The 24,136-nt window shown below is 32.5% G+C and carries 29 protein-coding genes and 10 pseudogenes; 12 read left to right on the top strand and 27 right to left on the bottom strand.

What is annotated here, in order from left to right; translation table 11 throughout:
* Positions 1 to 27 precede the first annotated feature (27 nt).
* From AAHN00_RS11525 to AAHN00_RS11505, 5 genes and pseudogenes are all read left to right on the top strand, one after another.
* A pseudogene (locus AAHN00_RS11525) lies at positions 28 to 636 on the top strand (IS6 family transposase); the annotation flags it as partial.
* A 223-nt stretch (positions 637 to 859) separates the two neighbouring features.
* A complete protein-coding gene (locus tag AAHN00_RS11520; RefSeq protein WP_410521388.1) occupies positions 860 to 1,117 on the top strand; it encodes an AbrB/MazE/SpoVT family DNA-binding domain-containing protein in 258 nt (85 codons plus the stop codon).
* Entirely contained in the window at positions 1,104 to 1,511 is a 408-nt protein-coding gene (locus AAHN00_RS11515; protein WP_342271335.1) for a type II toxin-antitoxin system VapC family toxin, read from the top strand. The genes AAHN00_RS11520 and AAHN00_RS11515 overlap by 14 nt, the downstream gene beginning before the upstream one ends.
* Before the next feature lie 20 nt (positions 1,512 to 1,531).
* Complete coding sequence (locus AAHN00_RS11510; protein ID WP_342271334.1) at positions 1,532 to 1,699, top strand: hypothetical protein; 168 nt, start codon at positions 1,532 to 1,534, stop codon at positions 1,697 to 1,699.
* 188 nt (positions 1,700 to 1,887) lie between these two features.
* The gene (locus tag AAHN00_RS11505; RefSeq protein WP_342271333.1) at positions 1,888 to 2,490 is read left to right on the top strand and encodes a hypothetical protein; all 603 of its coding nucleotides are present in this window, start codon (positions 1,888 to 1,890) and stop codon (positions 2,488 to 2,490) included.
* Here the strand turns inward: AAHN00_RS11505 and AAHN00_RS11500 are convergent.
* From AAHN00_RS11500 to AAHN00_RS11395, 22 genes and pseudogenes are all read right to left on the bottom strand, one after another.
* Complete coding sequence (locus AAHN00_RS11500) at positions 2,485 to 2,862, bottom strand: DDE-type integrase/transposase/recombinase (RefSeq protein WP_410521451.1); 378 nt, start codon at positions 2,860 to 2,862, stop codon at positions 2,485 to 2,487. The genes AAHN00_RS11505 and AAHN00_RS11500 overlap by 6 nt on opposite strands.
* A 336-nt stretch (positions 2,863 to 3,198) precedes the next feature.
* Positions 3,199 to 3,486: pseudogene (locus tag AAHN00_RS11495) on the bottom strand (IS6 family transposase); the annotation flags it as partial.
* 167 nt (positions 3,487 to 3,653) lie between these two features.
* On the bottom strand, positions 3,654 to 4,127 hold the full coding sequence (locus AAHN00_RS11490; RefSeq protein WP_342271332.1) for a transposase: 474 nt from the start codon (positions 4,125 to 4,127) through the stop codon (positions 3,654 to 3,656).
* Positions 4,100 to 4,588: a hypothetical protein gene (locus AAHN00_RS11485; RefSeq protein WP_342271331.1), complete on the bottom strand. Its 489-nt coding sequence runs from the start codon at positions 4,586 to 4,588 to the stop codon at positions 4,100 to 4,102. Before AAHN00_RS11485 ends, AAHN00_RS11490 begins: the two co-directional genes overlap by 28 nt.
* 228 nt (positions 4,589 to 4,816) lie before the next feature.
* A complete protein-coding gene (locus tag AAHN00_RS15170) occupies positions 4,817 to 5,005 on the bottom strand; it encodes a transposase (protein ID WP_410521450.1) in 189 nt (62 codons plus the stop codon).
* Between the two features lie 170 nt (positions 5,006 to 5,175).
* Positions 5,176 to 5,337, bottom strand: a complete 162-nt coding sequence (locus tag AAHN00_RS11475) for a hypothetical protein (protein ID WP_342271266.1) — start codon at positions 5,335 to 5,337, stop codon at positions 5,176 to 5,178.
* Between the two features lie 160 nt (positions 5,338 to 5,497).
* Positions 5,498 to 5,898 (bottom strand): annotated as a pseudogene (locus tag AAHN00_RS15165) (IS66 family transposase); the annotation flags it as partial.
* Between the two features lie 59 nt (positions 5,899 to 5,957).
* Positions 5,958 to 6,938 carry a transposase gene (locus tag AAHN00_RS11465; RefSeq protein WP_342271025.1) on the bottom strand — a complete coding sequence of 327 codons (981 nt, stop codon included), beginning with the start codon at positions 6,936 to 6,938 and terminating at the stop codon, positions 5,958 to 5,960.
* A gap of 2 nt (positions 6,939 to 6,940) precedes the next feature.
* Positions 6,941 to 8,059 (bottom strand): IS66 family transposase, encoded by a 1,119-nt coding sequence (tnpC, locus tag AAHN00_RS11460; RefSeq protein WP_342271328.1) that lies wholly within the window; start codon positions 8,057 to 8,059, stop codon positions 6,941 to 6,943.
* Between the two features lie 37 nt (positions 8,060 to 8,096).
* Positions 8,097 to 8,447, bottom strand: coding sequence for an IS66 family insertion sequence element accessory protein TnpB (tnpB, locus tag AAHN00_RS11455; protein WP_342271327.1), 351 nt, complete (start codon positions 8,445 to 8,447; stop codon positions 8,097 to 8,099).
* Complete coding sequence (locus AAHN00_RS11450; RefSeq protein WP_342271326.1) at positions 8,441 to 8,794, bottom strand: transposase; 354 nt, start codon at positions 8,792 to 8,794, stop codon at positions 8,441 to 8,443. The genes tnpB and AAHN00_RS11450 overlap by 7 nt, the downstream gene beginning before the upstream one ends.
* A gap of 269 nt (positions 8,795 to 9,063) precedes the next feature.
* Positions 9,064 to 9,498, bottom strand: a complete 435-nt coding sequence (tnpA, locus tag AAHN00_RS11445) for an IS200/IS605 family transposase (RefSeq protein ID WP_342271325.1) — start codon at positions 9,496 to 9,498, stop codon at positions 9,064 to 9,066.
* Between the two features lie 9 nt (positions 9,499 to 9,507).
* Positions 9,508 to 9,954: pseudogene (locus tag AAHN00_RS11440) on the bottom strand (DNA adenine methylase); the annotation flags it as partial.
* Positions 9,955 to 10,016: 62 nt separating this feature from the next.
* Positions 10,017 to 10,445 carry an IS6 family transposase gene (locus AAHN00_RS11435; RefSeq protein ID WP_410521382.1) on the bottom strand — a complete coding sequence of 143 codons (429 nt, stop codon included), beginning with the start codon at positions 10,443 to 10,445 and terminating at the stop codon, positions 10,017 to 10,019.
* Between the two features lie 239 nt (positions 10,446 to 10,684).
* Positions 10,685 to 10,972, bottom strand: a pseudogene (locus AAHN00_RS11430) (IS6 family transposase); the annotation flags it as partial.
* 345 nt (positions 10,973 to 11,317) lie between these two features.
* A complete protein-coding gene (locus AAHN00_RS11425) occupies positions 11,318 to 12,298 on the bottom strand; it encodes a transposase (protein ID WP_342271324.1) in 981 nt (326 codons plus the stop codon).
* A 2-nt stretch (positions 12,299 to 12,300) separates the two neighbouring features.
* Positions 12,301 to 12,558, bottom strand: a complete 258-nt coding sequence (locus AAHN00_RS11420) for a hypothetical protein (protein WP_342271323.1) — start codon at positions 12,556 to 12,558, stop codon at positions 12,301 to 12,303.
* Between the two features lie 261 nt (positions 12,559 to 12,819).
* Positions 12,820 to 12,987 (bottom strand): annotated as a pseudogene (locus tag AAHN00_RS11415) (IS110 family transposase); the annotation flags it as partial.
* Between the two features lie 195 nt (positions 12,988 to 13,182).
* Complete coding sequence (locus AAHN00_RS11410) at positions 13,183 to 13,446, bottom strand: hypothetical protein (protein WP_410521387.1); 264 nt, start codon at positions 13,444 to 13,446, stop codon at positions 13,183 to 13,185.
* Positions 13,447 to 13,942: 496 nt separating this feature from the next.
* Positions 13,943 to 14,578, bottom strand: coding sequence for a hypothetical protein (locus AAHN00_RS11405; protein ID WP_342271322.1), 636 nt, complete (start codon positions 14,576 to 14,578; stop codon positions 13,943 to 13,945).
* 409 nt (positions 14,579 to 14,987) lie between these two features.
* Complete coding sequence (locus AAHN00_RS11400; RefSeq protein ID WP_410521386.1) at positions 14,988 to 15,437, bottom strand: Rpn family recombination-promoting nuclease/putative transposase; 450 nt, start codon at positions 15,435 to 15,437, stop codon at positions 14,988 to 14,990.
* Positions 15,438 to 15,673: 236 nt separating this feature from the next.
* The gene (locus AAHN00_RS11395) at positions 15,674 to 15,982 is read right to left on the bottom strand and encodes a PD-(D/E)XK nuclease family transposase (RefSeq protein WP_410521385.1); all 309 of its coding nucleotides are present in this window, start codon (positions 15,980 to 15,982) and stop codon (positions 15,674 to 15,676) included.
* Here AAHN00_RS11395 and AAHN00_RS11390 point away from each other — a divergent pair.
* Both AAHN00_RS11390 and AAHN00_RS11385 read left to right on the top strand, forming a co-directional pair.
* Positions 15,975 to 16,106, top strand: a complete 132-nt coding sequence (locus AAHN00_RS11390) for a hypothetical protein (protein ID WP_342271321.1) — start codon at positions 15,975 to 15,977, stop codon at positions 16,104 to 16,106. The two genes, AAHN00_RS11395 and AAHN00_RS11390, sit on opposite strands and share 8 nt — an antisense overlap.
* 36 nt (positions 16,107 to 16,142) lie before the next feature.
* Positions 16,143 to 16,304, top strand: a complete 162-nt coding sequence (locus AAHN00_RS11385) for a hypothetical protein (RefSeq protein ID WP_342271320.1) — start codon at positions 16,143 to 16,145, stop codon at positions 16,302 to 16,304.
* A 14-nt stretch (positions 16,305 to 16,318) separates the two neighbouring features.
* Here AAHN00_RS11385 and AAHN00_RS11380 read toward each other — a convergent pair.
* The 4 genes and pseudogenes from AAHN00_RS11380 to AAHN00_RS11365 all read right to left on the bottom strand — a co-directional run.
* Positions 16,319 to 16,390 (bottom strand): annotated as a pseudogene (locus AAHN00_RS11380) (hypothetical protein); the annotation flags it as partial.
* Between the two features lie 165 nt (positions 16,391 to 16,555).
* Positions 16,556 to 17,107: pseudogene (locus tag AAHN00_RS11375) on the bottom strand (IS6 family transposase); the annotation flags it as partial.
* Between the two features lie 64 nt (positions 17,108 to 17,171).
* Positions 17,172 to 18,356 carry an IS3 family transposase gene (locus AAHN00_RS11370; RefSeq protein WP_342270912.1) on the bottom strand — a complete coding sequence of 395 codons (1,185 nt, stop codon included), beginning with the start codon at positions 18,354 to 18,356 and terminating at the stop codon, positions 17,172 to 17,174.
* An 81-nt stretch (positions 18,357 to 18,437) separates the two neighbouring features.
* Positions 18,438 to 18,602 (bottom strand): annotated as a pseudogene (locus AAHN00_RS11365) (IS6 family transposase); the annotation flags it as partial.
* A 514-nt stretch (positions 18,603 to 19,116) separates the two neighbouring features.
* Here AAHN00_RS11365 and AAHN00_RS11360 point away from each other — a divergent pair.
* From AAHN00_RS11360 to AAHN00_RS11345, 4 genes are all read left to right on the top strand, one after another.
* On the top strand, positions 19,117 to 19,287 hold the full coding sequence (locus AAHN00_RS11360) for a hypothetical protein (RefSeq protein WP_342271319.1): 171 nt from the start codon (positions 19,117 to 19,119) through the stop codon (positions 19,285 to 19,287).
* Positions 19,288 to 19,774: 487 nt separating this feature from the next.
* Positions 19,775 to 20,509: a hypothetical protein gene (locus AAHN00_RS11355; RefSeq protein ID WP_342271318.1), complete on the top strand. Its 735-nt coding sequence runs from the start codon at positions 19,775 to 19,777 to the stop codon at positions 20,507 to 20,509.
* Positions 20,510 to 20,584: 75 nt separating this feature from the next.
* A complete protein-coding gene (locus AAHN00_RS11350; protein WP_342271317.1) occupies positions 20,585 to 20,851 on the top strand; it encodes a hypothetical protein in 267 nt (88 codons plus the stop codon).
* A gap of 205 nt (positions 20,852 to 21,056) precedes the next feature.
* Positions 21,057 to 22,280, top strand: coding sequence for a mechanosensitive ion channel family protein (locus tag AAHN00_RS11345; protein WP_342271316.1), 1,224 nt, complete (start codon positions 21,057 to 21,059; stop codon positions 22,278 to 22,280).
* A gap of 69 nt (positions 22,281 to 22,349) precedes the next feature.
* Here the strand turns inward: AAHN00_RS11345 and AAHN00_RS11340 are convergent.
* Positions 22,350 to 22,518, bottom strand: a pseudogene (locus tag AAHN00_RS11340) (IS6 family transposase); the annotation flags it as partial.
* 410 nt (positions 22,519 to 22,928) lie between these two features.
* On the opposite strand from AAHN00_RS11340, the gene AAHN00_RS11335 reads away from it, so the two are divergent.
* Positions 22,929 to 23,867, top strand: coding sequence for a hypothetical protein (locus AAHN00_RS11335; protein ID WP_342271315.1), 939 nt, complete (start codon positions 22,929 to 22,931; stop codon positions 23,865 to 23,867).
* The last annotated feature ends 269 nt before the right edge of the window (positions 23,868 to 24,136 follow it).

The raw sequence follows: 24,136 nt of genomic DNA, 5'->3' as shown, positions 1-24,136 counted from the left end.
ATTTTTTGCTAAGTGCGAAACTCCTGTTTAAGTTATCGAGATTTGGAAGAAATGATGAGTATAAGGGGAGCAAAAATTGATCACTCTACATTACAAAGATGGGTTATAAAATTTGTACCATTGATAGATCAGGTGGTTAGAAAAAGAAAGAAGCCAGTTGGTAGTAGTTGGAGAATGGATGAGAGTTATATTAAATTAAACGGTAAATGGGTTTATTTATATAGAGCACTAGATAGTCTTGGTAATACTGTAGACTTTCTGCTACGTAAGCATAGAGACAAGCCTGCAGCACTTGCATTTTTTCGTAAAGCCTTTAGAGAGAATAATTTTCCTGAGAAAGTAGTAATTGATAAAAGCGGTAGTAATACGGCTGCTCTTAATGATTTGAATACAGAAGTTCCTAAAGATTATAAAATTAAGGTTATTCAGACCAAATACCTGAATAATCTTGTAGAACAAGATCATAGGTTTATCAAAAAACGTACAAAGCCAATGCTTGGTTTTAAGAGTTTTCATTCTGCAGAAATGACTATTACCGGTATAGAAAATATTCGTATGATGCAAAAAAGACAAATAATTGGAGCTAATGATAATCTTTCTACTTTTGAGAATTTTGCTATGTTAATGGCATCATAATGTCCAAAACCTTAGTTTTAACAATCTTGATGTAGTATGATTTATAGATGCGACAAAACCATAGTAAGGTTACGGTGAGCCAAATTGAAAAATTTACTTTTCTTTCAGGATGATTCAAAAAATTATTTCTATAGTTTTTTAAGATTTTTTATATATTGACAATCTAAAGTAAGTTATGTTAACTTACTTTAGATACATTTTATTTATTTAAGTGTTTATATTTATGAGTGCGAGGGCAATTTTATCTTCAAAAGGTCAATTAGTAATTCCTAAGACATTAAGAACAAAGTTAGGGTTACATTCTGGCTCAGAACTACTAATTAATATAAAAAACAATGATAGCTTAGAAATTTTTTCTGTAAAGAAAAATATTACCAGCTTTTTTGGTATGGGTAAAAGTAAATCTCAAGAGAAACCGATGTCTATTGAAGACATAGATGATGCAATTAGTAAAGCGATAGCTGAAAATGATAGGAGTTGACACCAATGTACTAGTTAGAGCTTACTTACAGGATGATCAGGAGCAGGCAAAAGAAGCTCAAGAGTTTCTTTTAAAATTTACTCAGGAAAACTCATTGTTTATTTCTTCTTATGCTATTTTAGAATTTGCATGGGTTTTGAAAGTAAAAGGATGCTCTAGGGATGAGATATATCAAGCAATAATAACACTAACTGATTCAACAGGTATCGTTATAGGTCAAAGGGAAGTAGTACTAGAAGCTCTAGAAAAGTACGTAACTGGCAAAGCTGATTTTGGAGATTATATGATTTTAGTAGAAGGTGAAAAAAACAGAAGTCACAAAGTTAACCACTCTGCACTGCAAGTGCAGAGCTTAATATTACGGCATGAATGCCTAATGTATGTACTAACTTAAAAGTTAGAAACTATTTGTGTATGGCTCATTTAGAAAGTGTCACAACACAAAAAAATATATCTGTGAAGTGTAAGATTTTGTTAAAAAATATCCTATCTTTTCTTGATAAGATATTTAAAATTTATGTTGAAACGACGCACTGCAAGTGCGGGGTTTTTCTCCCAAAGTGGGACAATAAAAACCTTTGATAAAAAACTTCAAAAAGAATTCAGTTATTAGAATCATATAGTGAAACCTATTGAATTAGGTGATACAAATTTTGCGTTATACCTGCGAAAGCAGGTATCTAGATTTCTGCGTCTACTGGTTTATCCAAAAAAGAAATAGAAGAGTTAATGGTATAATTATTTAAATATGTACAGTAAGTCTTAATATTATGGAAGTATTACACGGAATATGGCATCCTGCCGAAAATCAAATATGTCTTTGGCTCGAAACAAAGAACAAAATATACACTCCGGATCAGCAACTAGTTTTCGGTAAACGAGGAAAAGTTGATATTTTACTTCCTACATACGATACAATGCCAGTTGCCTCACCTTTAATAGAAAGAGAATACAACTTAGAAATTCCGGATAAGATAGGTTGGCAATATCATCAAGTCAATTGTCTCTATATTAATGTTTCGGAAATTAAAAATATATTACCTTCAGATACTTTACGCTTGGCACAAGATTTCATGTATTGGCAGCAACTAACCGATATAATCTCTGAAATCCTAGAGTATGAATTATATATACCTAGCATTGATCAGAACGATGAACCAATTTGGACTACATATCATCCTGATGTAAGGCAATTAGCTAAACAGATGCCGGAGGTATGTTGTTATGTTAATAATAATTGTTATGATAAATCCGAATTATTACAACATTTTTTTGATCATACTGTTACAAATATTGCTAAGCAAACAGGTTTTGTCGCATCTATAAATCATACTACATCAAGATTGTTAAAACTAAGGTTTTGGACATTATGATGCCATTAACATAGCAAAATTCTCAAAAGTAGAAAGATTATCATTAGCTCCAATTATTTGTCTTTTTTGCATCATACGAATATTTTCTATACCGGTAATAGTCATTTCTGCAGAATGAAAACTCTTAAAACCAAGCATTGGCTTTGTACGTTTTTTGATAAACCTATGATCTTGTTCTACAAGATTATTCAGGTATTTGGTCTGAATAACCTTAATTTTATAATCTTTAGGAACTTCTGTATTCAAATCATTAAGAGCAGCCGTATTACTACCGCTTTTATCAATTACTACTTTCTCAGGAAAATTATTCTCTCTAAAGGCTTTACGAAAAAATGCAAGTGCTGCAGGCTTGTCTCTATGCTTACGTAGCAGAAAGTCTACAGTATTACCAAGACTATCTAGTGCTCTATATAACTCAATAACAACCAGCTGAAGCTGGTGGGTTGATATCTAGACTGGAAGTCGCTATTACTCTAAAGAGATATTACTAACGCCTGTGCATTATCTCTCTGATCCTAACTCTTAGGTTACCCTGCAGTATTTTATAGCGATATTTAGTGATTCAAACAACATTAAAGCGATGGTAAAATACAGTGTGGCTAGTCTTGTTAAAATATCATATGTTCAAGTTATAGTGAATTGAAATATTAGAACAAGGACTAAAGTCTTTCCCAGCTGAAGCTGGGGGTTTTAACCAAAAAGGTGACTATAAACCCATTTACCGTTTAATTTAATATAAGTCTCATCCATTCTCCAACTACTACCAACTGGCTTCTTTCTTTTTCTAACCACCTGATCTATCAATGGTACAAATTTTATAACCCATCTTTGTAATGTAGAGTGATCAATTTTTGCTCCCCTTATACTCATCATTTCTTCCAAATCTCGATAACTTAAAGAAAATCGGCATTTCATATAGACAAATAACATTATTATTTCTGGTGAAGAACAAAATCCTTTGAAATATGATAATAATCTTGCAGTAATACGAAACATCTTAACATCTTTTTTAGATCATTATATCAATCTTTTTTCTATTGTCCAACATATGCGACAGAACCCCAAGAAATGGATTATGCCGATTCCAAACTGGAACGCAGCTATGGCTCACTTTTTGATAAAATTTGAAGGTAGAATTTAAGCCCTATGAAAAATTTACACACTTAATTAGAAAGGCTCGCAATACATCGTAAATTCAAACCTATAGCAGAGATTATTGGATTGATCACATCTCCTATCACACCCTTCAAGAAGTTTCTGCCCATCCTGCCATATTGTTTCAAATGCCCTATTATTGGTTCTATAGCACTGCGTCTCCTGATCATACACTTGTCTTCTTTCAATAACTTTTTCCGAGTTTTTGGGGTATATACCTTACTCTTCTCTTTAACATTGCTGCCAGTATAACCAAGATCAACAAACGATTTTTTTATCTTTATTCCAGTTACATTTTCTACCGCTTCAAAACTCTGCTGCAATGTATGACCATCATAAGGATTATTATGAAACGATTTTGCTGACAGTACAAAATTTCTACGACCACTGACTACTACCGCAACTTTATTGCCAAACTCATATGGCTTGTTTCGTTTTCCCTTCCCTATACACTCTACCTCAGGGGCATGAAAACTATACAATATTTTATTCTGTTCTGTTCTGTTCTGTTCTGTTCTTTGTATTGCTTTTTCTCTTCTCTTTTTAAAACAGATTGGCTATGTATTTGTTTTACTTTTTTCAATACTTCTTGATCTCTGATAGATAAGTTTAATTTCTGATTTTTTATCTCACGCTCACATATTCTAACCAAACGACCAAGTAACGTTTTTAAATGCTTCATTATTTTCCAACGCTTCTTGGCTTTGCTATGCTCTTTATACTTCCAGAGCTTTATTATATCTCGCTTATAGGTTCTAGCGTAGGTTTCGTTTAAACTTATACCCAAACTTTGGCAAAGCTTCACAATACTAAGCCTAGCTTTATCCATTAAATAAACATCATGTGGGTGCTTGATATTCTTAATTTGTACCGTTGTATCAGCAATTATCAATTCCAAATCTTTTTTTTTAATTGTGTTAGTTCTTATTCCAACTCTTATCAACTCTGCTAATATCTCGTTATATCCAGATTCACCTAGTTAACCACTCTGCACTGCAAGTGCAGAGCTTAATATTACGGCATGAATGCCTAATGTATGTACTAACTTAAAAGTTAGAAACTATTTGTGTATGGCTCATTTAGAAAGTGTCACAACACAAAAAAATATATCTGTGAAGTGTAAGATTTTGTTAAAAAATATCCTATCTTTTCTTGATAAGATATTTAAAATTTATGTTGAAACGACGCACTGCAAGTGCGGGGTTTTTCTCCCAAAGTGGGACAATAAATTACGAAATCTTCTTATGCTAGTTTCCGACATCGCTATATCTGTTTCTATATATTCCCACCCACAGAAATATTGCCAATACATGTTTTCTTTTAGTTCTTCCTCTGCTAATGAATCTGAAAAATTATACATTGCTTGTAGCATCGTTACACCAAGCATCACTCTATGACATTTTCTATTTCTACCAAATCTCTTAATAGAAACATTTTTTGATAACCATTCTTCTAGACCAGACCAATTTATTAATTCTCTTAATTTATATAGCTTATTAGTAACCGTCTAGTAAAGGCGGTCTAGAATTATTATTTATTGTCCCACTTTGGGAGAAAAACCCCGCACTTGCAGTGCGTCGTTTCAACATAAATTTTAAATATCTTATCAAGAAAAGATAGGATATTTTTTAACAAAATCTTACACTTCACAGATATATTTTTTTGTGTTGTGACACTTTCTAAATGAGCCATACACAAATAGTTTCTAACTTTTAAGTTAGTACATACATGAGGCATTCATGCCGTAATATTAAGCTCTGCACTTGCAGTGCAGAGTGGTTAACTCTAGTATAATATTCCAAGGGAGGAGGTCTACAATTTTATTGGCTTTATAATCCTGAATTGTTGCAAGTACTTTTTGCAAATATTTCCAAGGATTGACATTATTTAATTTAGCAGTTTCGATAATGGAATAGATAATAGCAGCAGTATGACCACCATTGTCTGATCCAGCAAAAAGCCAATTTTTTCGCCCTATGGCAATTGATCTCATTGCACGCTCTGCAGCGTTATTGTCAATTTCTATTTTACCATTATCCAAAAATTTCATCAGTGCGTTCTGATTGTTCAAAGCATAAGAAATAGCTTTTGCCGTACTGCTTTTTTAGGCAGTTGATCATATGCTTTCCTAAAACCTGTAAACAATTTTTCCACCAGTACTTTAGATTTTTTCGTGCGTTCCTCTAGCCTCTTATCAGGTTCTAATCCTCTTATGTTAGCTTCGATGCCATAAATTTCACCAATCTGCTCCAATATGGCGATAGCAATATTGGCTTTATCATTTGCTATTGTTACTTCCAGGAGTTTCGCAGTTAGCAAAATTGCGAATCAGCTAAAAGGCATCTAATGTTGTTCTGAATTGATGTTTTTATAACTTCCCAAGTTTGTTGATATAAAGTAATTTTTTCATTTATCCTCCTTTTGTTCATATCGAGCCAAGCAAATACGGCAAGGCAAATATGATTTCTCTGAGCTCGACCCGTGCGTGCCTGACAGCGTTCAATACCACAAGTTTGTTTTAATTCTCGATGATAAACTTCTATAGACCACCGTGCCTTAACAATTTTCTCTATTTGTTCACGTGTTGGATTTTCTAAGTTAGTTGTTATGTAATCAATGCGACCATTTTTTGCCACAAACTTAAATACCGTAACCCAACCGTATCCACGTAGGTGAATTTTTAGTCCCTCATCAGGAATCTCTAAACTTTCTAAGCTAACATTATGATTAACTTTTCTATTTTTTCTTAGGTTACTAACCCATGTCCAACCTAAATTACGTATATGTTTCAAATTCTCCAAACCGCTATACCACGCATCCATTACTACTGCATCAGGATTGATCCCTCTTTCCTTAGCTAAAGTAAGCATATCACAAAAATGCTCATTCTTTGTTTTTCCATCAGTTTCTTTATCATATATTCTATAATCTACAGGGGTAGATTGATCAGTTTTAGCATTGTAATGCAGTAAGTTGACCATCCCTATACCAGGTATAACATCATGTACAGCTCCAGAATATTGATAATGTACAAGCTCAATTTTCTTACTGTATTGCTTTGACAATAACGTGTCATCTCCCACTAATAAACAAGAAGCTTCCCTATCAATATATTTTGACACTTCTCTGTAGATCCCGCTAGGGCGGAAATCCTTACTATTTAACCATCGACTTGCACTATCATGAGATAGGTTTATTGGACTTACTTCAGATAATGCTTTACCACTATATCTTACGCTACTTGCTTGTAAAAATGATTTATATAAGTCTTTGCTACATTTTGATCTTGCCATGCTTAACTAAAACTCTTTCTTGCTAGATTAACATATTTTTTGCTAAGTGCGAAACTCCTGACTTCGTAAAACTTACGGCGTACATGAGCCCAACATGCTGCTTCCTCTATCTTAGTAGCTGATTTTTCATCATCGATATATAATTGGTTATAACCAGCATAAGCGTCAGCATGCAGCACTCCTGTAAAATCTTTGAGATGCTCAAGCGGTCTTGTCCCTTTCCGATCAGGGCTATAAAAATAGCAAACTGCAACTGGAGACTTATCCCCATGAGGTCTACCATCTGATACATAAGTCCATATTCTACCAGTCTTGGTTTTACCAATCCCAGGAGCTAGAACCCTCACAGGTGTATCATCACCATGTATCTGCTTACTCGAAAAGATACATTGTTGAATTGCTTTGGCTATTGGCTCTAGCAATCTAGCACATTGACCAGCCCAGCTTGCCATTGTTGTCCTCGAAATCTCTACTCCTTCTCTCTCGTAAATTTGCGATTGACGATATAGCGGCAGATGATTGCAATATTTCTGAATTAATATATGTGCCAGTAAACCAGCCCCCGGCTTACCTTTATCAATGGCTTTTGATGGAGGATAAGCCTGTACTATCTGCTCACAATTAATACAAGCACAGCGTGGTCTTATATGTCGTATTACCTTAAATGATGCAGGAACATATTCTAATGTTTCTGCAATATCATCACTTATCTTACGAAACTCTACTCCACCACATGCGTGACACTGGTCAATAGGCTTTAATACCACATCTTCTCTTGGTAAATGATCCGGTAATTTCTGACGCTTTGCCTTCTGTTTACTATCATTTGAAGTGACTATACTCTTATCGGAATTAGCATTATTTGGCTCAGTTTTAAATCCTAAAATTAGCTCGTTTTCTTCTATTTTAAGCTCAAGTTCCTCTATTTGCTTATCTAGTTTCTCTGATGATTTGCCATAACGCTTGGCTTTTAGTAATGCCAGCTGTTCTTTTAATGATTGATTCTCACTGGTTAATGACTGGTTTTCTATAGTTAGTGACTGTATATTATTGTTTAATGCCGCAAGCATTCTATGCAACACTGCTATGTCAGTAGGTAAGTTATTTAAATTTAAAATCATAACTGTTATAAATAATACACACTATCACGCTAAATCTTCATCCAGCATATTGAGGTCTATTAAACCACTTCGGATTACGCCAGTCAATAGCTTCTATCAACATTGCTAACTGGGCTTTAGTAATTCCAATAGATTGTTTCTCATTAACCTTAGGCCATACAAATTTTCCGCCATCAAGACATTTATAATATAAACAAAAACCTTGACCATCCCACCACAATATTTTTATCCGATCAGCCTTTTTACCCCTAAATACAAATAAGATACTCTTATCATATTGATCAAGTAATATTGATTGGGTCAGTATTGATAAACCATTAATGCCCTTACGCATGTCAGTATAAGCGGTACAAAGATAGATTTTGCTATCATGTCCTATATCTAGCATGATCTATCCAATATTTTGACTATCTCCAACAACTTGCTACTACTAACACTACCTTCAATTGATAAAGAAAAATCATTAAATTTTAATTCTGCTTTTTTTAATATTATGCATTTTGTTTCTTGTACCGTTGTTTTCTGTATTGATAATTCTATAAATTTGTTGCCTGAATTATTTGCCTTTGCCTCTTCCCTTCTTTTCCTCCTTTCCCTACTACGCCATCCATATAATGTCTCTTTCGAAATTCCATAAGACTGAGCAACTTGTGATATAACACACCCAGACACATATGACTCTGAAATTATTTGCTTCCTTTGTTCAGCTGTAATATCTCTCCTACTCTTATTCATACTATTATTCCCTTGTAGTTTCTACTACAGAATAATACTTATATCTTCTTGCTTTTATAGACCACCTTCACTAGACGGTTACGTTCAAGAAGCAATAGTTTTATTTAAAGAATCTCGTAATACTAGAAACTTTTTACGATCAATAAGATTATATGGAAAACTACTTATTCTAGCCAACCAAGCTGATAAAGTAATAATAGAGTTTAGTTAACCACTCTGCACTGCAAGTGCAGAGCTTAATATTACGGCATAAATGCCTTTAGCCTCAGCTAATTTTCAACTTGAAAGTCTCCCACAGCATCATCTTTACCTTCATGCTTTTCTATGTAGGCTTTGATCATCTGATCTGTGACATTACCTGTAGTTCTTACAAAATATCCTGTAGCCCATAAATGTTTACCCCAATATCTCTTTTTTAATTCCGGAAATTCTTGCTGAATCTTTCTAGAACTCTTACCCTTCAAATATTGTACCAGCTTGCTAACACTTTGATATGGAGGTATTGATACATATATATGCACGTGATTAGCGGCAACCTTGCCTCTTATTATTTCAACTCCATTATCTTTACATATCTCCTGTACTAGATCTTTGGTGCGTCTCCCAATATCTCCTATTAATACTTTATATCTATACTTCGTTACCCAAACTATATGATAGGTACAGTCGTATATTGTATGACTTGTTTTCTTATAATACTGCATTTCTACATATTATATGTTAAAACGATGCACTGCAAGTGCAGGGTTTTTCTCCCAAAGTGGGACAATAAAAGGAGTATCACTATTAGAAATCATAAACTTAACAGCTTTATTATCTAGTTCCTTAGCAAAATCTCTTAGTCTCATTTGTTCTTGTTCATCAAATGGCAATCTAGTATAAAATGTCTCACCAGATTTGTGATAAGGTGGATCGAAATAGACAAAGTCATTTTTCTGAGGCTCAATAAAAGAAAAATCTATAGCACAAATAGATGTACTAGATAATAAACTACTACATTGTTGCAATCTACTAGTAATATCAGATTTATGGTAGTTTCTACCAGAGAAGCTTTGAACTGGATCACCATTGATATTGATACGATATATTCCTTTAAAGGAATATCTATTAAGATAGATAAATCTTGCAGTAATTTCATTAGGATTGTTACTATTATTATCACGGTTTTGTCGCATCTATAAATCATACTACATCAAGATTGTTAAAACTAAGGTTTTGGACATTATGATGCCATTAACATAGCAAAATTCTCAAAAGTAGAAAGATTATCATTAGCTCCAATTATTTGTCTTTTTTGCATCATACGAATATTTTCTATACCGGTAATAGTCATTTCTGCAGAATGAAAACTCTTAAAACCAAGCATTGGCTTTGTACGTTTTTTGATAAACCTATGATCTTGTTCTACAAGATTATTCAGGTATTTGGTCTGAATAACCTTAATTTTATAATCTTTAGGAACTTCTGTATTCAAATCATTAAGAGCAGCCGTATTACTACCGCTTTTATCAATTACTACTTTCTCAGGAAAATTATTCTCTCTAAAGGCTTTACGAAAAAATGCAAGTGCTGCAGGCTTGTCTCTATGCTTACGTAGCAGAAAGTCTACAGTATTACCAAGACTATCTAGTGCTCTATATAAGTTAACCACTCTGCACTGCAAGTGCAGAGCTTAATATTACGGCATGAATGCCTCATGTATGTACTAACTTAAAAGTTAGAAACTATTTGTGTATGACTCATTTAGAAAGTGTCACAACACAAAAAGAATATATCTGTGAAGTGTAAGATTTTGTTAAAAAAATATCTTATCTTTTCTTGATAAGATATTTAAAATTTATGTTGAAACGACGCACTGCAAGTGCGGGGTTTTTCTCCCAAAGTGGGACAATAAACCCATTTACCGTTTAATTTAATATAAGTCTCATCCATTCTCCAACTACTACCAACTGGCTTCTTTCTTTTTCTAACCACCTGATCTATCAATGGTACAAATTTTATAACCCATCTTTGTAATGTAGAGTGATCAATTTTTGCTCCCCTTATACTCATCATTTCTTCCAAATCTCGATAACTTAAAGAAAATCGGCATTTCATATAGACAAATAACATTATTATTTCTGGTGAAGAACAAAATCCTTTGAAATATGATAATAATCTTGCAGTAATACGAAACATCTTAACATCTTTTTTAGATCATTATATCAATCTTTTTTCTATTGTCCAACATATGCGACAGAACCAGATAAATTTGCTGCCCAACAAAGAGTAATATTCAAGGAGTTCGAAGGTCCTTCTCTATAGTATAGAGTTGTTTACTAGAAGTAGTTTATTTACATGAGTTAGGTCTAAGTGGTACTAATTATTTTTAGATATCTACTTGATGTATACTAACTTATAGTTAATTATACATTGTATTAATAATGCTTATAATGACCATTATATAAATATCTTTTTTATATCAAAAAGGTACATTGTACAAAAAACTATTATTTTAGTGAAAGTACTACAGGAGTTTCGCAGTTAGCAAAATTGCGAATCAGCTAAAAGGCATCTAATGTTGTTCTGAATTGATGTTTTTATAACTTCCCAAGTTTGTTGATATAAAGTAATTTTTTCATTTATCCTCCTTTTGTTCATATCGAGCCAAGCAAATACGGCAAGGCAAATATGATTTTTCTGAGCTCGACCCGTGCGTGCCTGACAGCGTTCAATACCACAAGTTTGTTTTAATTCTCGATGATAAACTTCTATAGACCACCGTGCCTTAACAATTTTCTCTATTTGTTCACGTGTTGGATTTTCTAAGTTAGTTGTTATGTAATCAATGCGACCATTTTTTGCCACAAACTTAAATACCGTAACCCAACCGTATCCACGTAGGTGAATTTTTAGTCCCTCATCAGGAATCTCTAAACTTTCTAAGCTAACATTATGATTAACTTTTCTATTTTTTCTTAGGTTACTAACCCATGTCCAACCTAAATTACGTATATGTTTCAAATTCTCCAAACCGCTATACCACGCATCCATTACTACTGCATCAGGATTGATCCCTCTTTCCTTAGCTAAAGTAAGCATATCACAAAAATGCTCATTCTTTGTTTTTCCATCAGTTTCTTTATCATATATTCTATAATCTACAGGGGTAGATTGATCAGTTTTAGCATTGTAATGCAGTAAGTTAACCATCCCTATACCAGGTATAACATCATGTACAGCTCCAGAATATTGATAATGTACAAGCTCAATTTTCTTACTGTATTGCTTTGACAATAACGTGTCATCTCCCACTAATAAACAAGAAGCTTCCCTATCAATATATTTTGACACTTCTCTGTAGATCCCGCTAGGGCGGAAATCCTTACTATTTAACCATCGACTTGCACTATCATGAGATAGGTTTATTGGACTTACTTCAGATAATGCTTTACCACTATATCTTACGCTACTTGCTTGTAAAAATGATTTATATAAGTCTTTGCTACATTTTGATCTTGCCATGCTTAACTAAAACTCTTTCTTGCTAGATTAACATATTTTTTGCTAAGTGCGAAACTCCTGTCTTTTATTTTTTTATCATTTTCTACAAATTCTTCTTTTAACTCACTAAATGTTTGGTAGCTTAGCTGACTTAAATCCCCTTCGTCTAAAATCTCAGTTAATTTTGTTATAATCTTATTGATTCCTTGCGGAATAGTAAAACCAAATTCATATAATAGCCCTCTAATCTCATTAGCAAGTGCAGTACGATTTTTTACCAATCTCTGTCTTACCCTATGAATAAGTTAACCACTCTGCACTGCAAGTGCAGAGCTTAATATTACGGCATGAATGCCTCATGTATGTACTAACTTAAAAGTTAGAAACTATTTGTGTATGGCTCATTTAGAAAGTGTCACAACACAAAAAAATATATCTGTGAAGTGTAAGATTTTGTTAAAAAATATCCTATCTTTTCTTGATAAGATATTTAAAATTTATGTTGAAACGACGCACTGCAAGTGCGGGGTTTTTCTCCCAAAGTGGGACAATAAAATATCTTGTTGCTCTACAGTTTTAATGGGTACAAACCTCATACTAGGTCTTGCTACTGCCTCACATATTCCTTCTGCATCAGCTTGATCATTTTTATTGCTTTTGACATAAGGCTTAACAAACTGTGGTGCCATTAGTTTTACATTATGACCTAATTTTATTGTCCCACTTTGGGAGAAAAACCCCGCACTTGCAGTGCGTCGTTTCAACATAAATTTTAAATATCTTATCAAGAAAAGATAAGAATGAATCATACAGATATTTTTTAACAAAATCTTACACTTCACAGATATATTCTTTTTGTGTTGTGACACTTTCTAAATGAGCCATATACAAATAGTTTCTAACTTTTAAGTTAGTACATACATTAGGCATTCATGCCGTAATATTAAGCTCTGCACTTGCAGTGCAGAGTGGTTAACTAATTCTCTTGCCCAATAGCTAGCTCCACCGCAAGCTTCCATGCCTACTAGACATTTTGGTACGTTAGCCATAAAAGTTAAAACCTGTTCTCTCATTAATTTCTTCTTTAATATTGTCTTGCCATTTTTATCTACACCGTGAATTTGAAAAATTCTTTTTGCAATATCTATACCAATTGTGGTAACTTCCATATGAACCTCCTTATTGTTGTTTAGGATTCATTTCCTATCCTAGAAGATTAGCATACGCTTCTCATTCTGTATATAGGGTAGGTCCATACCATTATTTTAGCACATCCTAAAATTGAAACAATCTCTATGAATCATACATATTATCTATGCCTTTTAGCTCAGCATATGTTTTGTATAACCCCTTTAAATTTGCTTTAGTTGCTGTTATTTGTTTTTCAGGAGATTCCTTAAAAATTGACTTAATAGAATTACTCAATAACAACCAGCTGAAGCTGGTGGGTTGATATCTAGACTGGAAGTCGCTATTACTCTAAAGAGATATTACTAACGCCTGTGCATTATCTCTCTGATCCTAACTCTTAGGTTACCCTGCAGTATTTTATAGCGATATTTAGTGATTCAAACAACATTAAAGCGATGGTAAAATACAGTGTGGCTAGTCTTGTTAAAATATCATATGTTCAAGTTATAGTGAATTGAAATATTAGAACAAGGACTAAAGTCTTTCCCAGCTGAAGCTGGGGGTTTTAACCAAAAAGGTGACTATAAAACTATTACCTATTTCTTTAATTATATCTATTGCAGGTGATACTACTTCTTTTATTCCTCCGTAAATTTTTTGTAAGCCATTAGTAATAATGTTCGATACTTTGACTTCATATTCTTGAGCTACAGGGGAGATACCAGCAATTATATTACTCATTTCTTTAAGTTTATTAGCTAAGCTAGTTAACGATTTCTTATCTTGTATATTCTCAAACTGATCAGCAAATGTTTCAGCTATACCTGCTTGAGCATCAAGGTTAGCTGTCATAATTGATTGAGTATCATCAAAGGAGAATCTTACAGGTGTTTTTTTAATAACTTCATTAGAAGTAATATTAGAGATATATGATAAGCTTGTTGCTGATGTATTGTGTCTTATAGGACTATCAGCTTTTAATCTGTCTAGTCTATCACGTAGTGCTTGATCTTTCTGATTTCCTAATTCTATACTTTTTTTCTCTAGTTTAACTTCAGATTGTATTTGTGCTAGTAATTTGTCTACTTCATCATCAGAATGCAAATCTTTACCCCATAATTTATCCAACCTTGAATTAAATTGGTCATTGATTTGGTCAAAGTTATTCATCTCATTCTATATATCTTTTTCAGATTTTTCTGTAAGTTTTACAACTCTAGATTCTAATTCCTTTAATGATTGGGCATTAAAGGCTTTATTACTTCTTTTAGACATTTGCTTCCTTATAATCTTATCATTTATTCAATCTTAAATGACTATTTAGTGGTATTGGTTAGTATTATACTTTTTGTTAGTTGTTGAAACAAGATAAATGATAAGGTGACTATAAAAATTTAATTTCGTTAAGTTAGGACCACCGAGAGATTATTAGGAAAAAAATACCTAATTTGTTAAATTGATCAACAATGAAACTTATTTGCACTTTATAACTATGCACATATTCTATATTTTACACTCAAATTGATCTCAATAAAAACCAGCTGAAGCTGGTGGGTTGATATCTAGACTGGAATTGCTGCTATTCAAGCTTCTTGATTTCTTCTTTGGTTAAACCAGTAGACTGAAAGATTATTTCAGTAGACACTCCTGCTTTCTTAAGGTTTTTAGCTACTTCAATATTTCGTTCAGATTTACCTATTTGGATACCTTCAGCTTTAGCAGTTTTTATCAGGTAATCCTCGGATGCCTTATTATCCATAATACGTTTAGTCTCTTGCTCATATGTCAGCAACTCTTCTTCTGTCCAATTAAACTGGTTTAGCTCATCGTATGCTCTCTCGATTACTTGATCCGATCCTATGATCTTACGTAAGTCGGCTTCACTAGTTTTATCCGCATGCTTAAAAAAGAAACACCATTTCTCAATTATGTTGGTCAGTAAATTTATATCTGTGATTTTAAACTTTGGTAGCTCTATAAAAGTAAAAGAAAAATCCTTTAAATCATGGGCATAGCTATCTTTATCCAAAATAATATGATCAGACTTATAAAACACTTTGTCTTTAAAAATAATATTATCACTGATAGCAGTTAACCACTCTGCACTGCAAGTGCAGAGCTTAATATTACGGCATGAATGCCTCATGTATGTACTAACTTAAAAGTTAGAAACTATTTGTGTATGGCTCATTTAGAAAGTGTCACAACACAAAAAGAATATATCTGTGAAGTGTAAGATTTTGTTAAAAAATATCTTATCTTATCTTATCTTTTCTTGATAAGATATTTAAAATTTATGTTGAAACGACGCACTGCAAGTGCGGGGTTTTTCTCCCAAAGTGGGACAATAAATATTACCGACTTTAAATCTATATATCTAGCTCCTTCTTCCTTGCCTTTATTTAACTGCCTTGAGTAGGCTTTAGCCGCATAATACTGAGCTCTCTTCTCAAAACCTTCTTGTGGAGATACCTGCATCTCAATAATTAGCTGTACGCCATTTTCATCTTTACATAAAACATCAACTACACTCTGCTTTTTAGCAGCAATCTCCGGTATTTGGATAGTGGGCAAAAATGTTACTTCCTTAATTCTATCACCACTTTTAAGCTCAAATACATCATTAGTTAACCACTCTGCACTGCAAGTGCAGAGCTTAATATTACGGCATGAATGCCTAATGTATGTACTAACTTAAAAGTTAGAAACTATTTGTATATGGCTCATTTAGAAAGTGTCACAACACAAAAAGAATATATCTGTGAAGTGTAAGATTTTGTTAAAAAATATCTGTATGATTCATTCTTATCTTTTCTTGATAAGATATTTAAAATTTATGTTGAAACGACGCACTGCAAGTGCGGGGTTTTTCTCCCAAAGTGGGACAATAAAATGAATCAGAATGTCTTTATTCTTCTCCGAACCAAATATACGGCGAAAGGCAACATCATTTTTAGGATCTAAAAATTTAGTAATAGCCATAAATAGTAATTATTAAGAGTTGTTACAGTTCCTACACATTAGTTATTATAACATAAAGCTAGCCAAATTACTAGAATATTACACTTAACAGCCATCAATTCCAAAGGTTCTGTCGCATCTATAAATCATGCTACAGCAAGATTGTTAAAACTGAGATTTTGGACATTATGCTGCTATTAGCATAGCAAAATTCTCAAAAGCAGAAAGATTATCATTAGCTCCAATTATTTGTTTTTTTTGAATCATACGAACATTTTCTATACCGGTAATAGTCATTTCTGCAGAATGAAAACTCTTAAAACCAAGCATTGGCTTTGTACGTTTTTTGATAAACCTATGATCTTCTTCTACAAGATTATTTAGGTATTTGGTCTGAATAACCTTAATTTTATAATTTTCAGGAACTTCTGTATTCAAATCATTAAGAGCAGCCGTATTACTACCGCTTTTATCAATTACTACTTTCTCAGGAACATTATTCTCTCTGAAAGCTTTACGAAAAAATGCAAGTGCTGCAGGCTTGTCTCTATGCTTACGTAGCAGAAAATCTACAGTATTATCAAGACTATCTAGTACTCTATATAAATAAACCCATTTACCGTTTAATTTAATATAAGTCTCATCCATTCTCCAACTACTACCAACTGGCTTCTTGCTTTTTCTAACCATCTGATCCATCAATGGTACAAATCTTATAACCCATCTTTGTAATGTAGAAGAAACTGGACTGATTTTTCAAGACAAATTTTTCACTAATTTTGTTTCCCATTTTACATAATTTTTAAGCTGCATTTTGTAAGTAATCAAGATACACGTTCATCGGTTTTTTATAACCAATACTTGAATGGAATCTTTGATTGTTATATTTATCCATGTATTTATCAATACCATCTTTAAGTTCTGCGATATTTTTAAAATCATTTATAAATATACAATTATATTTTAAAGTTCTAAAAAATCTTTCAATCACAATATTATCAATGCTTCTACCCTTACCGTTCATTGAGATTTGTATATTATTCTCTTTTAGAATTCCCGTATGCTCATGTCCAGTATATTGACTACCCTGATCACTATTGAATATTTGTGGTGCAGGGTATTTATTCAGTGCATCTTTTAATACATCGGTTACAAGTGATGCATCCATAGAATTAGATACTTTATAACTTAGTATTGCCTTACTATGCCAATCTATAATCGCCACAAGATACATAAATCCTCCGTTAGTTCTAATATAAGTAATGTCACCACTCCACACTTGATTAACATAAGGTACATGAATAGTTCTATTCGTTCCTGATTTGTGCCAGTACGGCTCAAGCAAATAGCTATAAATTTTATGTTGACCATCCTTCACAGAAGTAGATTGCTTTTTATGAGGATGAATAGCTTCTATACCCATTATTCCCATATATTTAAGCACCCTATCTCTGCCCACATTAAAGCCGTCTTCCAATAATTGTTTGTATATATAACGATAACCATACTCAGGGTTATCCGTATATATTTCATCTATTCTATTTAAAATATCAAGATTATATAAGCTCATTACTTTAGCTTTATAATATACTCCAGATCTGCTTATCTTTAATAGTTCACATTGCCTTGTCTTTGCTAACGTACTCAGCTTGGGGTCGACAAGACTTTTCTTATTTGATAAGTCCAAGCTGTTTAGCTTTCCCACCGCCCAGTCCCTCTCGACTGTAGCCTTACCTAATGCTTTTGCAAGTTCATCGTTTTGATTCTTAAGTTCACTAATCTGCCCTTTGTACTCACTAACAGCTTTTGCTGGCTCAAATGCCAATGACGCATTATCTAAAAATTGTCGTTTCCAGTTTTGCATAGTTTTAGCCGTTACTTCATATTTGACCGATAACTGACCTATTGTTGATTCTTCTTTTAACATCTCTAATACTATTTTAGTTTTTGCTTCTGCACTAAAATTTTTAATTTGTTTTTTACCCATTTGTTTCTCTTTAATTTTATTTATTATTCTATACTTATTGAGAAACAAAAATACCTGCTTCTTTGTCTAATTTTTTCAGTCCATTATAGAATGATCAATTTTTGCTCCCCTTATACTCATCATTTCTTCCAAATCTCGATAACTTAAAGAAAATCGGCATTTCATATAGACAAATAACATTATTATTTCTGGTGAAGAACAAAATCCTTTGAAATATGGTAATAATCTTGCAGTAATACGAAACATCTTGACATCTTTTTTAGGTCATTATATCAATCTTTTTTCTATTGTCCATCATATGCGACAGAACCAATTTTGGTTGTAACAAAGCATGAGCCCCTTCTCTTTTCCATTGCATTTTACCGGTTTGTCTGTATCTACTATTCACTAAGTTCTCTACAGTATACTCGGCAATATTACTGCTGAAAGGAAGATTGTTAACCTTCTTCTCTCCATAATTTACCAAAATATCTTCGTTATTTACTAAATATGGGGGTTCAAAGCACAACAATGGCATTCGATTTAGCTGTTATCCCTCTTAAATTACAGCACTATAGCTCATATTTGGAATTGCTGGAATTCATGTGGTAGCTGTGTTTCTGTGAAAATGGGATAATTCTGTCTAAATTAAGAAAGATCGTACCCTTCCGAACAAAGCCCCACAAAACTATTGTGCTTTATAAAAGCAAGTATATAATGCATCAAATAATGAACTATCTGTTCCGGTTTGTGTTGAAACAAAAAACTATTGAGAGGGAGAATGGATTATTTTAGTAATTGGTTTGGGACACACACTAAAAGTCTTAGCACATCAGTGAAGAAAACTGTTGCCAAGGTTGAGAAATTTGCCAATAAGTTAGAGACAAAGGTGGCTCATTTAGCAACAGATCTTGCCTATAAACTTGCTAAAGGTGGTGAAGCATCTCAATAACAACCAGCTGAAGCTGGTGGGTTGATATCTAGACTGGAAGTCGCTATTACTCTAAAGAGATATTACTAATGCCTGTGCTATCTCTCTGATCCTAATTCTTATAAGTTACCCTGCAATACTTTTGTAGCGATATTTAGTGATCCAAACAACATGAAAGCGATGGTAAAATACAGTGTGGCTAGTCTTGTTATAATCTGTCATATATGATATTTTAATATACATGAAGAGCTTGCTCTTATGTATATTAAAATATCATATATTCAAGTTATAGTGAATTGAAATATTAGAACAAGGACTGAAGTCTTTCCCAGCTGAAGCTGGGGGTTTTAACCAAAAAGGTGACTATAAAAAATTCGAATCCGCAACTATAGAAAGTATAAAAAATGACGGATGGAAAGTTCTATGCAATTCTTCTCAATTCGCTGACACTAACCAAAATGGCTATAAGACCGTTGTATTTGTTAAAGATAAATATGGATCTAAAGAAGTGCTTATAGCTGTAGCAGGTACAGTATCAACAGATATAAATGATTTAAAAGATGACTTTTATGTTGTAACTGGCAGCTACCCTAGTAAAGTTGTACAAATTAAAGCTATGCTTAATCATATCTCTGAGCTACTTGCCTCTGGTGTTAGTAACTATAAATTTGATGTTACCGGTCACTATGTTACTATAGAAGATTTAGCAAAACATTGTGTGGTATATAATTCTAAGCATAATATTATTAATTACAATCCTGTTATAAACAGTCCACATATTACTGCACCCAATCTAGTTCTGCCTGTTAAAAAAGTGGTAACAGACGTAGCATCATATACAACTGAGCCATCAGGAATTATAGGATATGCTAGTTATTTAGTTAGTAAAGTTAGCACTCATGTTGTTAAAACCTGCTCAGACTATTTAGGAATAACAAGAACTTTAACTGAATTAGAAAATCTCATAGGTCATCCCCTTAAGAATTTTGCTGATTTATGTGAAAAGCCTGTTATTACTACAGAATATTGGAAGAAAGAAGATGGTATCTTAGTTGTAAAAGATTTTAAGGGACTAAAGCATGTTACTTCGACTGGTAATGATATTATAACCTCAAGGCTTGATGATGATTTTGTTGTTATAACAGCTTATAGCTTTGATGATGTACAGCGTACACATGATTACAATAATAATAACGTATTATTGTCAGGAGCAGAAGAGAGTGATTTTGTATTCATAAACTAACTTTTTATGTTGAATTAAGCTAAGACCTAATGCATAATTATATCTTAAATATTATAATAAAACATAGTAAATGTTATGACTCTCGACTCTGAAGATGTTGCTACTTACGCTACAGCTACCGTTGCTATTGCTGGAGCTGTTATAATTGCCCCTGTTATTGTTGCCAAAAATATAACTACAACAGTTACATGTAATATTTGGAAAAATCTCAAAGAGTGTTATACTCTACTCACCACTTCAAAGGAAGGTATCTTTTTGCATCAACCTTTAATTGAACATATAGATCAAACTGTTTTGGATTTAGTTACTATAGGTAATTCTTCTACTAATAATATTGACTAATTACTGATTGCGAAGGCAGCAATTCCAAACATGATATTATAGATAGGAAGCATAAATTACTTGAAATTTGTCATAAGCTTATTCAACAAAAACGCTTATTTATTGTTAATCAAAAAAGATAATTGCTGTTGACAGATCACACTCGATTTACAGATGTGACAGAACCAAATATTATACCTTTTCGAAATCGCTATATTATAGCCCCATGATAGATCTTGCTGCTCTTTTAAACATGTATAAAGCATATAGTAATAATATATTAACAACGACCTGTATTGCACTAACTACCTTATATCCTTTCTTGTATATTACACGTAAAGGTATAAATATTGCTATAAATAAAGTTGTAGAGCTTTTAGGAGAGAAATATAAAAAGCTTTTTATAAAGCATAGTTTATGTTGTAAGATACAGTATCTGCTAGTTGCTTTGTACTTAATATTCTGGTGGGATATTCTGGACAAATCTGAGTTCAATGCAAATATAGTAGCAAGAATTATAGGGCTAATTATTTCAAGTTATACCGTTATCACAATAACAGCTTTGTTAATGACCATTGTTAGTATAGGTGTTGCCATATACAAAATAGAATCATTACCAGAACATGCGTCTATTAACTTACATGCACAAATTTTAAAAATAATCATTGCAATCGGCTGTGGGTTAACTATCATATCCTCTGTATTAGGAGTTGCGATTTCATCAGTATTGACAAGTTTAGGTGCAGCAACCGCGTTACTAACCTTTATATTTAAAGATACCTTTTTAGGATTAGTATCTAGCTTACAGCTTATTCTACAAGATATAGCAAGAGTAGGAGATTGGGTAACACTACCAAGCTACAATGCTGATGGAGTAATTGAAAAAATTACCGTCTCTATTGTTGTAATTCGTAATTTTGATCATACATATACAACAGTACCGACATCAGTATTTTTAACTACTGGCGTTAAGAATTGGAGAGGAATGTTTGAGAATGGTGCTAGGAGGATAAAGAAATCTATTAATATTGATATGCACACTATCAGTACCTGTGATCAAGATCGTTTAAATACAATTAAGTGTTTGCCTAGTATGCAAGCATTAGCATTACAAAATAAAGAACTATTTAATACAAGGAAAGTAATAATTAATACAAGGAAAGTAATAATTAATATTACTCTCTTTCGACATTATATTGCTCAATATTTACAATCACATAGTGATATACATCAGCAAGATTACACATTTTTAGTTAGGTATTTAGAGCCTAATCCTATCGGTTTACCTATTGAACTGTATGTGTTTTCTAAAGATACTAATTGGATACACTATGAAACAATACAATCAAATATATTAGAGCATTTACTCGGAGTGTTACCGATTTTTGGTCTCAAGGTGTTTCAAGGAGTATGTAACAGCGATTCCAAATATGGCATAGAAGGATGGTAAGTACTGGCTTTGTTCGGAAGGGTAGAAAAATCACAATTTTTAGTAGTAATATTTAAATATTTATAGTCACCTTTGTAATGTAGAATGATCAATTTGTTCCCTTTATACTCATCATTTCTTCCAAATCTCGATAACTTAAAGAAAATCGGCATTTCATATAAACAAATAACATTATTATTTCTGGTAAAGAACAAAATCCTTTGAAATATGGTAATAATCTTGCAGTAATACGAAACATCTTGACATCTTTTTTAGGTCATTATATCAATCTTTTTTTCTATTGTCCAACATATGCGACAGAACCCCTCTTTTTTACTCATAGCGTAAGCTTTGTAAGTTTTGATTGCAATTTAAAAAAATATGATAAAAATAATCAATGGTCATTGAATCTTGACACATTACATATTAGAAACTATGATTAACCCGAGTTGCCAATTAATTTATAAGAGCAGAGCTAGGTTTTATAAACGTTTGAGGTTAATTTGTAACATTAAAACACTCAATAAAAACTATATTTTTTAGAAATATGTTTGTATTGAAAATGTTTTAGTATCGAATCTCACATGGAATCAGCTTTAAATATAGCTTTTGCCAGTATAATTAATTGGCAACTCGGGTTGATTAATTCATAAATTTAAGGTTAATACAATGGTTTGGAATATAAAAGCAATCCCACCTCAAAAAGCAGGTCTTGATAGTTATCCGGTACTTTTGAAATTTTTGATTGGAAGAGGAAGTTTTGAAGTAGAAAATTTAGATGTATTACAAAATGCTAATCTAGAAATAGAATTAGAAGGTGCTTCTAATGGACAAAAATTGTTAATATATGCCGCAATAAAATTTCATTTAAATCATTCTTATGAGAATAACCAATCTGCAAAATTTGAAGAGCTAAACATGATTGGTATCTCGTTTGAACAACTAATGAATGCTCCAGATATTAGATTAGGTATTGATAATCGTACTCAATGTAACATCTTTAAGAATTACATTTTCGATGCAATATTACATCGCAGTTGGATTTTTAATGGAGATGATTCAAATGGATGGCTATTAGAATGTATAGATTATAGTCAAAAAGGTTTTCTTGACTTGTCAGAAAAAACCTTTCTATCAGCCATAATTTGCCTAGAGCCAGAGTTAATAGAAGAGTTAATAACAGGTTTAGGTGAAAAGATGTCTGATATCTCTGTTGAAGTTATGAATCGGGCTGCACAAAACATTATGCAGGTTGAATATGCGTATTTTGCATCACTAATAAATTTAAATAAAATTTTTGGTACAGAGAAAGAAATAAATGCATGTGAAGTACCTAAAGAAATAGCTAGAACAATAAATACAATACCAGAACCATTATTAGAGTTCGTTTTACAAGTCGTACAGAAGTCAAATTTTCTCTATTACGATATAGAGACACCTGAATATAACTTGCCACAAGATATATTAAATTTGATAATGAATAAATTAGAACCTCATGATGCAATACAAATTATAAAATATGCTGAACCTTATTATTCTTCAGAAGGTAATCTCCATCAGGATGTTGGAAATGCATTACTTGGTTTAGACAGAATGTGTGATTTATAGACCTTGTTACAACAGAGATGTAAGATAAAATTACGACTTATCTTTTAGTACTTAATATATTTTTTTGTTTAATAGCAGATTTAAATTCTTGGTCATACTTGTAATTCTGTATAGCAAAAGTTTCTTTTGAAGCAACATAACTTTTGTGTACTGCTTCTATAGAAGATAATAGTATGTACGAGTTCTTTATATTTCGGTTCTGTCGCATCTCTCAATAACAACCATCTGAAGCTGGTGGGTTGATATCTAGACTGGAAGTCGCTATTACT

The organism is Candidatus Tisiphia endosymbiont of Parasteatoda lunata (genome assembly GCF_964030955.1).
Classification (GTDB): domain Bacteria; phylum Pseudomonadota; class Alphaproteobacteria; order Rickettsiales; family Rickettsiaceae; genus Tisiphia.
The sequence above is the reverse complement of the archived record's forward strand: the minus strand, read 5'-3'. Positions and strand labels throughout refer to the sequence as shown.